The following is a 12,220-nucleotide window of genomic DNA, read 5'->3' on the forward strand; positions in this document are numbered from 1 at the left end:
CCCGGCCGTTCAGCGGCGCCGGTGCAGTGCTCGGGCCAGCCGTACCGCGCGTTCCCTCGTGGCGGCCGGAACATCGAAGGAGGTCAGCGCGATCGGCGGGGCGAACCGCTGCACCGTCGTCGACTGCACGGACGTGAAGGCCCGCAGCCCCTCCTCGCCGTGGATCCGCCCGAAACCGGAGTCCTGCGAACCGCCGAACGGCAGCGCCGGCACCGCCGCGAAGCCCAGCACCGAGTTCACCGACACCGCCCCCGCGCGCAGCCGCGCCGCGACGGCCGCACCGGCGCGCCCGTCGCGGCAGAACACCGCGGCCCCCAGGGCGTAGCGCGAGGCGTTGGCCCGCTCCACCGCCTCGTCCACGTCGGCCACCGGGTTGATCGCCACGACCGGTCCGAAGGTCTCCTCCGTCATCGCCGCCGCGTTCTCCGGTACGTCGGTCAGCACGACCGGCGCGACGTACGGGGCGCGCACCGACTCGGGCCCGCCCAGCAGGGCCCGCGCACCCGCCGAGACCGCACCGGTCACATGCCGCTCGACGATCGCGACCTGACCCGGCAGCGTCATCGGACCGTAGGCGGCGTCCGCCCCGGCACCCGGCCGCAGCGCCCCGGCCCGCTCGACCACCCGTTCGCACAGTTCGGCGTGGATCTCACGCACCGCGTAGACGCGTTCCACCCCGGCGCAGGTCTGGCCCGCGTTGCTCAGCGCGCCCCACACGATCGCGTCGGCCGCCGCGGACAGGTCCGCGTCCGCGGTGACGATCACCGCGTCCTTCCCGCCGCACTCGGCGAGGAACGGCGTCAGCGTCTCGGCGCACACCGCCATCACCTTGCGGGCCGTCTCCGGCGAACCGGTGAACGCCAGCTTGTCGACCCCGGCCCGGGCCAGGGCGTCCCCGGTGGATGCCGCGCCGGTGACGGTGGTGAGCAGCCCGGCATGCTCGGGCACGGCGGCGTCGAAGAGTCGGGCCAGCAGGACCCCGGTGCCCGGAGTCAGCTCGGACGGCTTGAAGACCACGGCGTTACCGGCCGCCAGGGCGTAACCGATGGAGCCCATCGGGGTGTACAGGGGGTAGTTCCAGGGACCGATCACGCCGATCACGCCCAGCGGCCGGTGCACCAGTGAGGCCCGCTGGTGGACGGTGAACAGTCCGGTGCGCACCCTCCGCCTGCGCAGCACGCGTTCCGCGTTGCGGGCGGCCCATGCCAGGTGCTCCAGCGTGAGCACGACCTCCAGCGCCGCGTCGCCGGCCGGCTTGCCGGTCTCCTCGGCGATGGTGCCGGCCACGGCGTCCAGGTCGGTGGCGAGCGCCTTCTTCCAGCGCAGCAGATGGTCACGGCGCCGGGACGCGGGCAGCGTGGCCCAGCCGGCCTGGGCGGTCCGGGCGCGGGCCATGGCGCGGGAGACCGCTTCCGGCCCGTTCACCGGGTGTTCGGCGATCGGCTCGCCGGTCGCGGGGGAGTGGGTGGTGAAGGCCGCGGCGCGTGGTGCGGCGGCCGGGGTGGTGTCGGTCATCGGGTCTCCTCAGGGGGAGCGTGGGAGGCGGACGACTCCGGCGGAACGGAGGCCTGTTCCGGCGCTGTCCCGTCCTGGAGCGGGTCCGGCGGACGGGAATGGGCCCAGTGCGGGCCCAGGTCGTCCAGGGTCCAGCCGAAGGGGTAGGTGCGCGCCCTGGGCTTGCGCGGGAACCGCTCGGGCCGTCGGGGCAGCAGGCGGATCAGCGCGGCCCGGGTGCGGAAGGCGCGGTGGACGGCGACCCGCAACCAGCGCGGTTCCGGGCGGAAGCCGAGCGCCTCCAGCAGCGGTTCGTCGAGGACGGCGAGCGAGACGCGGGACGCCAACCGCCGTACCGGGGACGGGTACCAGGAGGCCAGGATCCGCAAGGTGGCCGCGGCGACCCTGCGGTTGGCGGGGTCGTAGGCGAACATCTCCCGCTCGTAGGCGTCGTGGAGTCGCTCGAAGGCGGCGTAGGTGTCGGGCACGCCGGAGATGCCCATCATCTCGCCCATCCGCCGGCCCACCAGCGCCAGGCTCTCGGTCTCCTGCTCGGACAGGCGCCGCCAGCCGAACCGGTCGATCCACCGTTTCGGGCCCACCACCGTGGTGGCCAGGACGTAGCGGAAGTCCTCGTCGGCGATCCGGTAACGGCCGTGGACGCGGTTCAGATGGCGGGCCGCCGCCCGGCCGTGCTCCGACTCCATCCCCTCGGAGACCATCTCGTACATGGTCAGCACCGTGTCGTCGTACCGCTTCTGGCCGGCACGTTCGAACTCCTGCGTGTGGTCCAGGAGTCGTGCGATGCGGGGGACGCCGTAGTCACGCAGGAACGCGATCGACGTCCCGTGGAGGTAGTCGCGCGGGAACTCGTAGAGGGTGATCCACCGGTAGATCTGCTCGAAGTCCTGCCGCGGATCCATCTGCTGGATGCGGCGGAGCCGGCTGTGGCGGCCCATGGGTGATCCCTCCTGTCGGACATCGCGGCCACCGGCTCGCGGTGCGAGTGGTCATGTCGCAGAAGCGGACGGTCCGCGCGTCGACCAGCACCTGGCCGGCCTCCCCACCGTGGTCACCTCCGGCCTCGGGTCGACGGTGCGGGTGCGCCGGGTGACGTGGCGCGCCTACGACCGTCTCCGGAGCGGATCGTGGTGGTGCCGGCTGCTCGGGATTCCATGGGAAGCACCCCCTGTGAGTCGAAGATACTGAAACTATTGAACTGTTTCATGGGCCGTCAATACTCCGGACGTGACGGACACGCGCAGGCGGCCGTGGCCGCGCCTTGGATCTCGCCCCTGCCATCAACTTCCGTCAGTGCAAGGGCAGGTGACGGCCCGTCCGAACGGACGGCCCGCCCGTCGGCTTTGTGGCGTCTCGCCGCTGTGCTGGGTGTTCCGCTCGGACTCGGCCAGTCCGAGTACGACGCGATGCTCCTGCCCGGCGGGGGTCTGCTGGTGCTGCCCCTGCTGTCACTGGCCCAAGAAGGTCTGGCCTGGCTGACATTGGGTTTGGTGCGGCCGTGGGGAGAAGCGTGGCCGCGTCGGCTGCCGTGTCTCGGAGGCCGTCCGGTCCCGGTACGTGCCGCGGTCGTCCCGGCGGCGCTCGGCACACTCGCCTGCGGCGTCTACGGAGTACTGCTCATCTGGACGACCCTGCACGCTCAGATGGACATCACGCCATGGGGCAACTGGCTCCTGACCGCCTGCTATCTGCCTGTGGCCGCCTGGGGGCCGCTACTGGGTGCGGTGACCGTGCACTACTACCGGCGCCGCACACGCCTGTGAGAGGCGAGCACCCCGCACGGGCGCGCCCCGCCAACCGGTGCCCGCGTCTTGCTCCGCGCAGGCCGTCGGCCGCGCCCCGAGCGATTCGTTCGAGGTACGGCGAGGCCCTTCTGCTCGCCTCGCTCGGTCAGGACCTGGAACTGCAACTCGGCGCCGCGGCGGCCCAGTTCCCCTGTAGGGGGAGTCGATCGCGAGGAGGCCCTGCAAGCGCCCGAAGTCGCGGGTGAGGCTGTGCCGCAACACCCCTGCGACGTGTCCGTCGTGGGCGGTCACGATGACGTCTACGCCGGCGGAGCTGTAGGAGCCGCCAGGACCTGGTCCTCCGATTCCAGCGGCGCCTGATCACCGGATGGTCTGAGCCGGGAGACTGCCGGGGAAATGTCTCTGCCCTCGCGGTAGAGGCAGAGCAGGCCGAGTGTCGGCCCACCGGGGGATCGACGGGGAGCCGATCACGCCGCGCCGGTTGCGGCACGAGGAAGATCCTCGACAGGCCTGACCGCAGCAAGCTGCGCGAGGCGACGGTCGCGGGGCCGGCGGACGAGCCCGCGGCGAGGATCTGCCGTCACCGTGGCGGGGAAAGCCACCCACGGGGAATCGCCCTCTGGCCCGGCCCCCTGACGCGCCGCCGGGGCATTCGGTCGCGGCGTGCGTCGGGCCGTAGGATCGGGTGCCCTTGGGGGTGGGACTGTGGTCAGACGGAGTTCGGGCACGCCGACGCTGGAAGAGGTGGCCGCCCTGGCCGGAGTGGGCCGGGGGACGGTGTCCCGGGTCATCAACAACGCGGCGGGCGTCAGAGAGTCCACGCGCCGTGCCGTGCGGCGCGCCATCGACGAACTGGGCTACGTGCCCAATCTGGCGGCGCGTTCACTGGCCGGGCGGCGTGCGGACGCCGTCGCGCTGGTGATGACGAACACGGACTGGCGGTTGTTCGGGGAGCCGTTCTTCTCCGAGGTCGTACGGGCGGTCGGTGACGCCCTGTCCGGCACGGCGGTGCAACTGCTGCTCACCCTGGTCCGCACGGACGCCGAGCGGAAGCGGTTCGTGGAGTACGCGCGCGGCGGCAGGGTCGACGGAGTGCTGCTGATGTCCGTGCCGGCCGAGGACCGGCTGCCGGACATGCTCGCCGAAGCCGGGCTGCCCACGGTACTGCTGGGCCGGCGCTCGGGCGACGAGCGGATGACGTATGTGGACGCGGACAACGTCGGCGGGGCACGCGAGGCGGTCCGCCATCTGGTGGCCGGAGGACGGAAGGCCATCGCGGCCATCACCGGGCCGCCCGACATGTACGTCGCCCGGTGCAGACTGCGCGGCTACCAGGAGGCACTGGCCGAGGCCGGGCTCGACGACGGATCCGACCTGGTGGTGCAGGGCGACTTCACCGAGGCCAGCGGGCGCCGGGCGATGGCCGGGCTCATCGTGCGGCACCCGGAGGTCGACGCCGTCTTCGCCGCTTCGGACGCCATGGCCGCCGGGGCCCTGGACGCCCTGCGTGCGGCAGGGCGCCGGGTGCCGGAGGACGTGGCGGTGATCGGCTTCGACGACTTCGAGCTGGCCGAACAGACGAGTCCGCCGCTGACGACCGTCCGCCAGCCGCTGGACGAGATCGGGCGGACGATGGTGCGGCTCCTGCTGGAGGAGATGGAGCAGCCGGAGGTGGCCTGGCGCCACGTGATCCTGCGAACGCAGCTGGTGGCGCGCGAGTCGGCGTGAGTGCGTCGGGGCAGTGTTGAGCCGGCCCACGGCCGGTTGGCGGCCCGGGAGTCGGCGTGAGTTCCTCCAGCATGGGCCGAAACGGTTCCCGGCCGACGGTGACTCGACACGAGGGTCGGTCGGGAGATTGCTCGCTCCGCGCGCGGTTTCCGCGACGACCCGGCGTCCTGACGACTCGGCGTCCTGACGTCCTGACGTCCGGACCCGACTTACGCGGGCGCGTCGACGGGCTTCACGCTCACCGGCCGCAGCGACTCGCGACCAGCTGAAGCGAAAGTTTCGGGAGCGCTCCCAACTGCGTGGCATATGACGTGCGTTGGCCGCCGCAATTCTTTGCCGCCACTGACCTGTGACTTCGAAATCCGTTCGACACATTCGGTTCCCACGGGTTGTCAGGGGCCCGAGCGGCTTCTAATGTCCCACCGAAACCAGTAATGGGAGCGCTCCCATCCGTGCTGGTCCCTCAAGCGCTCCCGCTTTCCTGTCCGCTCCAGCCGGTTGTCCCTTCAGGAGAGGCCCCCCGCATGCGACCGTTACCGCACCTCCCCAGAACCGCGCGCGGCCTGCTCGGCGCGCTGCTCACCGCTCTCGCCACCGTCGCGGCCCTCGTGGCCACCGCCCCGGTGGCCGAGGCGGACACCGTGATCTGCGACCAGTACGGCTCGACCACGATCCAGGGCCGCTACGTGGTCCAGAACAACCGCTGGGGCACCAGTGCCCCGCAGTGCGTCACCGCCACCGACACCGGCTTCCGGCTCACCCGGGCCGACGGCTCCGTGCCCACCAACGGCGCCCCGAAGTCGTACCCCTCGGTCTTCAACGGCTGCCACTACACCAACTGTTCGCCGGGGACCAACCTCCCGGCGCGGCTCAGCGGCATCACCAGCGCCCCCAGCAGCATCTCGTACGGCTATGTCGGCGACGCCACCTACAACGCGTCGTACGACATCTGGCTCGACCCCACGCCCAAGACCGACGGGGTGAGCCAGACCGAGATCATGATCTGGTTCAACAAGGTCGGCCCGATCCAGCCGATCGGCTCACAGGTGGGCACCACCACCGTGGGCGGGCGCACCTGGCAGGTGTGGACGGGCAGCAACGGGTCCAACGACGTGATCTCCTTCGTCGCTCCGTCGGCGATCCCCAGCTGGAGCTTCGACGTCATGGACTTCGTGCGGGAGACCGTCCGCCGCGGCATGGCACAGAACAACTGGTACCTGACCAGCGTCCAGGCGGGGTTCGAACCCTGGCAGAACGGCGCCGGGCTCGCGGTGAACTCCTTCTCCTCGGCCGTGAACCTCGGTGATCCCGGCGACCCGGGCGACCCCGGGAACCCGGGCGACCCGGCGACGGCCTGCAAGGTGACGTATGCGACGAACGTCTGGACCGGTGGCTTCACCGCGGACGTCACCATCACCAACACGGGTTCGGCTCCGGTCGATCCCTGGAAGCTGGCCTTCACCCTGCCCACCGGGCAGCGGATCACCAACGCGTGGAACGCCGGTGTCACCCCGTCCACGGGGGCGGTGACGGCGACCGCCCTCGCGCACAACGCGCGGATCGCGCCCGGCGCCGGACAGACCTTCGGCTTCCAGGGCACCCACAGCGGCTCGTTCACCCAGCCGGTCGGGTTCAGCCTCAACGGCACCGCCTGCTCGTGAACCGGCCCACCCGCGTCCGGGCGCTCCCGTGACCTGACCCGCGGTCGCGCACGCCCGCTCTCCTGATCCGAGCCCCACCCGCGCCCACCCGTCCCGGGGCCCGCCTCCTCGTCCGCCATGCCGACGGGGCGGCCCCCGGGGCGACCGACCGTGCTCATCCGCTCCTCCGGCCGCACCCGGAAAGGCCCACGCCATGAGCCAGAGCCCCGCCCCTGCTCCCCGCCGCCCCGCGATCGTCGCCGCGCTGTGCGCCGCCACCCTCGCCGTCACCGGCCTGACCGGTGCCGCTCCGCCCGCCGAACCGGCCCCACGCGTCGCGGCGTTGCCTTACCAGGATCCCTCGCTGCCGGTCGCGGACCGGGTCGCGACCTGCTGTCCCGGATGACACTCGACGACAAGCTCGGGCAGATGACGCAGATCGAGAAGGACTCACTCGTCCCGCGGTCCGACCTCGCCACCCACCGCATCGGCTCGGTGCTCTCCGGCGGCGACTCCACGGTCAGCCCCAACAACGCCCAGACCTGGGCGGACACCTACGACTCCCTGCAACGCACCGCCCTGGGCACCCCGCTCGGCATCCCCGTCATCTACGGCATCGACGCGGTCCACGGTCACAACGCGGTGCGTGGCGCCACGATATTCCCGCACAACATCGGCCTCGGCGCCACCCGCGACCCGGCGCTGGTGCAGCGCATCGGCCGGGCGGTCGCCGAGGAGATGGCCGGCACCGGCATCGACTGGGACTTCGCGCCCTGTCTGTGCGTGGCCCGCGACGACCGATGGGGCCGCACCTACGAGTCGTTCGGTGAGAAGCCCGAACTGCCCACCTCCATGGCCACGTTCGTCACCGGACTCCAGGGCCCGACCCTCGGCGCCGACCCGGCCTCGGTGCTCGCCACCGCCAAGCACTACATCGGCGACGGCGGCACCACCGGCGGCGTCGACCAGGGCAACACCCAACTCACCGAGGCGGAGTTGCGCGCCGTCCACCTGCCGCCCTTCCAGGAGGCGGTGCGGCGCGGCGTGGGCTCGGTGATGCTGTCCTACAGCAGTTGGAACGGGGTACGGTCGCACGCCCACAAGTACCTAGTCACCGACGTGCTGAAAGGCGAACTGGGCTTCACCGGGTTCGTCGTCTCCGACTGGGCCGCGGTCGACCAGCTCGACGGGCAGTCCGGCTTCACCGGCGCCGAGATCACCACGGCTGTCAACGCCGGCGTCGACATGGTGATGGTCCCGTACGACTACAAGAAGTTCCTGACCCTGCTGCGCGGCGAGGTGAGTGCCGGGCGGATCTCGCAGGCCCGCGTGGACGACGCCAACCGGCGCATCCTCACCAAGAAGTTCCAACTTGGCTTGTTCGAGCGTCCGTTGACCGACCGCTCGTACACGTCGGGTGTCGGCTCCGCCGCGCACCGGGCCATCGCCCGGGAGGCCGTGCGCGAGTCGCAGGTGCTGCTGAAGAACGACGGCGGGATCCTGCCGCTCGCGAAGGGCGCCAAGCTGTTCGTCGCCGGCAAGTCCGCCGACGACATCGGCAACCAGAGCGGCGGCTGGACCGTGGGCTGGCAGGGCCGCAGCGGCCCCGTCACCGAGGGCACCACCATCCTCCAGGGCATCCGCGCCGCCGTCACCGATCCCGCAACGGTCACCCACGACCGCTACGGCAACGGCATCGACGGCAGCTACACGGCAGCCGTGGCCGTCGTCGGCGAGACGCCCTATGCCGAGGGCCGCGGCGACCGGCCGAACGGCATGGGCCTCGACCAGGAGGACCTGAGCACCCTCGCCCGGCTCAAGGCGAGCGGCGTGCCCGTCGTCGTGGTCCTGGTCTCCGGACGGCCGCTCGACATCGCCGCCCAACTTCCCGACTGGAAGGCCCTGCTCGCCGCCTGGCTGCCCGGGACCGAGGGCAACGGCGTGTCCGACGTGCTGTTCGGCGACCACGCCCCGACCGGCAAGCTGCCCATGACCTGGATGCGCAGCGCCTCCCAGCAGCCGATCAACGACGGCGACGGCAAGAGCCCGCTCTTCCCCTACGGCCACGGACTCACCTACGGCGCCACCCCCGACCCCGACCCCGACCCGGAGCCCACGCCCAGCGCCTGCACCGCCCAGTTCAGGACCATCGCCTCCTGGTCCGGCGGCTACCAGGCGGAGGTCACCGTCAAGAACACCGGAACCGGCCCGCTCACCGGCTGGAACGTCGCCTGGGACCTCGGCGGTTCCACGGTGAGCAGCCTCTGGAACGGCTCGCTGACCGTGTCCGCGGGCCGGGCCACGGTCCGCAACACCGCCCACAACGGCGCGCTGTCACCCGGCGCCACGGCCGCGTTCGGCTTCACCGCCAACGGCCCCACTGGCACGCCCGCGACGCAGTGCGCCGGCTCCTGACGTACGACCCCCACGCATTCCCGAGGAGGGCACGATGAACCGTCCGTCCAGATCCGGCGCAGCACGCCCGCGCCCGGGCCGCCGACGGCGCCCGGCGGTCGTGGTCACCGCGTTGACCACCCTGCTGCTGGGCGCGGTCGGCCAGCTGACGGGGCAGCCCGCGGCAGCGGCGGCGGAGGCCCATGCCGACAACCCGTTCGCCGGCGCCGACTTCTACGTCAATCCCGACTACGCGGCCCGCGTCGACACCTCCATCGCCCAGACGTCCGATGCCGCCCTCAGGTCGAAGATGGAGCAGGTCGGCACCTACCCCACGGCCGTCTGGCTGGACCGCATCGCCGCCATTCACGGCGGCGACGCCAACGCGGGCCGCAAGAGCCTGGCCGACCACCTCGACCTGGCCCTCGCGCAGAAGAAGCCCGGCCGCCGATCACCGCCACGTTCGTGGTGTACGACCTGCCCGGCCGGGACTGCGCGGCCCTCGCCTCCAACGGCGAACTGCCGCTCACCCAGGCCGGTCTGGACCGCTACAAGAGCGAGTACATCGACGTGATCGCGAACGTCTTCAAGAACCCCAAGTACCAGGACGTCCGCATCACCACGGTCATCGAGCCCGACGGCCTGCCCAATCTCGTCACCAACACGGCCGACGCCGAGTGCGCCCAGGCGAGAAGCAGCGGCATCTACGTCAAGGGCGTCCAGTACGCCCTCGACAAGCTGCACGCCATCCCCAACGTCTACACCTACCTTGACTTCGCGCACTCCGGCTGGCTCGGCTGGGACACCAACCTCTCCCAGACCGTACGGTTGTACACCGACACGGCCGAGGGCACCGCGGCAGGGACGAGCAGCGTCGACGGACTGATCACCAACGTCTCCAACTACACGCCGCTGGAGGAGCCGTTCCTCACCGACCCCGACAAGACCGTCGGCGGCACTGCGGTCAGGGGCGGCAAGTACTACGAGTGGAACCCCAACTTCGACGAGGCCGACTTCACGAGGAACATGCACCGGGCCCTCGTCGCCGCGGGCTGGCCCGCCTCCACCGGCCTGGTGATCGACACCTCCCGCAACGGCTGGGGCGGCTCCGCCCGGCCCACCGCCGAGAGCACGAGCACCACCGTCGACACCTACGTCGCCGGGTCCAAGGCAGACCGCCGTACCCACCGTGGCCTGTGGTGCAACGTGAGTGGTGCCGGCCTCGGTGAGCCCCCGCGGGGCGCCCCGTCCGGCCGGCCGGACTCGCACCTCGACGCGTTCCTGTGGGTGAAGCCGCCGGGGGAGTCCGACGGGGCCAGTGAGGACATCCCCAACAACGAGGGCAAGCGCCAGGACCCCATGTGCGACCCGGACTACACGGTGCCCAACGCCGGCAACGGCAGGACGGGTGCGCTGCCCGGAGCCCCGCTGGCCGGGCACTGGTTCCACGACCAGTTCACCATGCTGGTGCGCAACGCCCACCCGGCCGTGCCCACGGACGGCGGTGGTGGTCCGGGCGACGACACCACCGCCCCGACCGCGCCCACCGGCCTGCGCGCGACCGCGAAGACCGCGAGCAGCGTCTCGCTGGGCTGGACCGCCGCGACCGACGACCGCGGCGTCAGCGGCTACGACGTCTACCGTGACCAGACCAAGGTCACCTCGACGCCGGTCGTCGGCACGACGTACACGGACACCGGCCTTAACGCGGCGACGGCCTACAGCTACTCCGTCCGAGCCCGCGACGCCGCCGGCAACGTCTCCACGGCCTCCACCGCCCTCACCGTCACCACGGAGGCGGGCGGCGGCGGCCCCGGCCCGACGGGCGGCCTCGTCGTCCGCCACAAGAACAACGACGCCTCCGCCACCGACAACGCGATCCGCCCCGGCCTGCGGATCGTCAATTCCGGCAGCACGACGGTCGACCTGACGAAGGTGACCGCCCGCTACTACTTCACCCGTGACGGTGGCTCGCCCGACGTGCGGGCCTGGTGCGACCACGCCGCCCTCGGCTGCGCAGACGTCCGGCTCAGGGTGGTCCCGCTGAGCACGGCCGTGGCGGGCGCCGACACCTACCTCGAAGTCGGCTTCACCAAGGGCTCGCTGGCCGCCGGCCTGGGCACCGGCGACATCCAGCTCCGGATGGCCAAGTCGGACTGGTCGGCCTTCGACGAGGCCGACGACCACAGCCGTACGACCGCGACGGTCTACGCCGACGCCCCGGCGGTTCCCGCCTACGTCGGCACCGCACTCGCCTGGGGCACACCGCCCGCCTGATCCGCCGCACGTCCACCCAAGATCCCCCCCGCCGTCCGGCGGCCTTCTCCCCGGACGGGCGGGGGCTCCATCACCGGACGGCGCACCGCGAAGGAGAGAAGAGCGACCGGAGGACGAACCCCACACAGGCACAGGAGACACCATGGCTCGACGCAACAATCGACTCGTATCCCTGGCGGCGGCATTGCTGGCGACGCTGCTGGGCGGACTCGGTCTGGCCCTGCTGGGCCAGAGCGACGCGCAGGCGCACGGCGTCACGATGACGCCCGGATCGCGGACGTACCTCTGCTATCTGGACGCCAAGACCAGCACCGGTTCCCTGGACCCGACCAACCCGGCCTGCCGGGCGGCACTCAACGAGAGCGGCGCGACCGCGCTGTACAACTGGTTCGCCGTGCTCGACTCCAACGCCGGTGGCCGGGGCCCCGGTTACGTCCCGGACGGGAAGCTGTGCAGCGCCGGTGACCGGTCACCGTACAACTTCACCGGCTACAACGCCGCTCGGTCCGACTGGCCCCGGACACACCTGACCTCGGGGAGGACGATCCAGGTCAAACACAGCAACTGGGCCGCGCACCCGGGGTCCTTCCGGGTGTACCTGTCCAAGCCGGGCTACTCACCCAGCACCGAACTGGGCTGGGACGACCTGGAGTTGATCCACACGGTGACCAACCCGCCGCAGACGGGCTCACCGGGCACCGACGGCGGCCACTACTACTGGGACCTGAACCTGCCCTCGGGCCGCTCCGGTGACGCGGTGATGTTCATCCAGTGGGTGCGCTCGGACAGCCAGGAGAACTTCTTCTCCTGCTCGGACATCGTCTTCGACGGCGGCAACGGCGAGGTGACCGGCATCAGGGGCTCGGGCAGCACTCCGACACCCACGCCCACGCCGACACCCACCCCGACCCCGACCCCGAC

General features: G+C 71.6%; 10 protein-coding genes. 8 read left to right on the forward strand and 2 right to left on the reverse strand.

Going from position 1 to position 12,220, the window contains the following annotated elements; genetic code table 11:
- Positions 1-9: 9 nt before the first annotated feature.
- Entirely contained in the window at positions 10-1,515 is a 1,506-nt protein-coding gene (locus BM536_RS01385) for an aldehyde dehydrogenase family protein (protein ID WP_094102386.1), read from the reverse strand.
- Positions 1,512-2,453 carry an oxygenase MpaB family protein gene (locus BM536_RS01390; RefSeq protein WP_073497308.1) on the reverse strand — a complete coding sequence of 314 codons (942 nt, stop codon included), beginning with the start codon at positions 2,451-2,453 and terminating at the stop codon, positions 1,512-1,514. Before BM536_RS01390 ends, BM536_RS01385 begins: the two co-directional genes overlap by 4 nt.
- Positions 2,454-2,876: 423 nt before the next feature.
- On the opposite strand from BM536_RS01390, the gene BM536_RS01395 reads away from it, so the two are divergent.
- The 8 genes from BM536_RS01395 to BM536_RS01420 all read left to right on the forward strand — a co-directional run.
- Positions 2,877-3,278, forward strand: coding sequence for a hypothetical protein (locus BM536_RS01395; RefSeq protein WP_245873214.1), 402 nt, complete (start codon positions 2,877-2,879; stop codon positions 3,276-3,278).
- Positions 3,279-3,965: 687 nt separating this feature from the next.
- Complete coding sequence (locus BM536_RS01400) at positions 3,966-4,988, forward strand: LacI family DNA-binding transcriptional regulator (RefSeq protein ID WP_073497306.1); 1,023 nt, start codon at positions 3,966-3,968, stop codon at positions 4,986-4,988.
- Between the two features lie 524 nt (positions 4,989-5,512).
- Positions 5,513-6,649, forward strand: a complete 1,137-nt coding sequence (locus BM536_RS01405; RefSeq protein WP_094102387.1) for a glycoside hydrolase family 12 protein — start codon at positions 5,513-5,515, stop codon at positions 6,647-6,649.
- 193 nt (positions 6,650-6,842) lie between these two features.
- Positions 6,843-7,034: a hypothetical protein gene (locus BM536_RS42190; RefSeq protein ID WP_245873215.1), complete on the forward strand. Its 192-nt coding sequence runs from the start codon at positions 6,843-6,845 to the stop codon at positions 7,032-7,034.
- Positions 7,031-9,043, forward strand: coding sequence for a glycoside hydrolase family 3 N-terminal domain-containing protein (locus BM536_RS01410; RefSeq protein ID WP_245873216.1), 2,013 nt, complete (start codon positions 7,031-7,033; stop codon positions 9,041-9,043). The genes BM536_RS42190 and BM536_RS01410 overlap by 4 nt, the downstream gene beginning before the upstream one ends.
- Positions 9,044-9,077: 34 nt before the next feature.
- Entirely contained in the window at positions 9,078-9,596 is a 519-nt protein-coding gene (locus BM536_RS44200; protein ID WP_342748765.1) for a hypothetical protein, read from the forward strand.
- A complete protein-coding gene (locus BM536_RS01415; protein WP_342748766.1) occupies positions 9,488-11,299 on the forward strand; it encodes a glycoside hydrolase family 6 protein in 1,812 nt (603 codons plus the stop codon). Before BM536_RS44200 ends, BM536_RS01415 begins: the two co-directional genes overlap by 109 nt.
- A gap of 142 nt (positions 11,300-11,441) precedes the next feature.
- Positions 11,442-12,220, forward strand: a 779-nt coding sequence (locus BM536_RS01420; protein ID WP_073497314.1) for a lytic polysaccharide monooxygenase auxiliary activity family 9 protein, incomplete at its 3' end; no start/stop codon positions are given.

The organism is Streptomyces phaeoluteigriseus, from assembly GCF_001896135.2.
In the GTDB taxonomy this organism is placed as follows: Bacteria; Actinomycetota; Actinomycetes; order Streptomycetales; family Streptomycetaceae; genus Streptomyces; species Streptomyces phaeoluteigriseus.

Bases quoted from the DNA above. Each gene is read 5' to 3' on its own strand.
- BM536_RS44200 (WP_342748765.1), top strand. From the start codon at position 9,078: ATGAACCGTCCGTCCAGATCCGGCGCAGCACGCCCGCGCCCGGGCCGC.
- BM536_RS01410 (WP_245873216.1), top strand. From the start codon at position 7,031: ATGACACTCGACGACAAGCTCGGGCAGATGACGCAGATCGAGAAGGAC.
- BM536_RS01385 (WP_094102386.1), bottom strand. From the start codon at position 1,515: ATGACCGACACCACCCCGGCCGCCGCACCACGCGCCGCGGCCTTCACC.
- BM536_RS01390 (WP_073497308.1), bottom strand. From the start codon at position 2,453: ATGGGCCGCCACAGCCGGCTCCGCCGCATCCAGCAGATGGATCCGCGG.
- BM536_RS01405 (WP_094102387.1), top strand. From the start codon at position 5,513: ATGCGACCGTTACCGCACCTCCCCAGAACCGCGCGCGGCCTGCTCGGC.
- BM536_RS42190 (WP_245873215.1), top strand. From the start codon at position 6,843: ATGAGCCAGAGCCCCGCCCCTGCTCCCCGCCGCCCCGCGATCGTCGCC.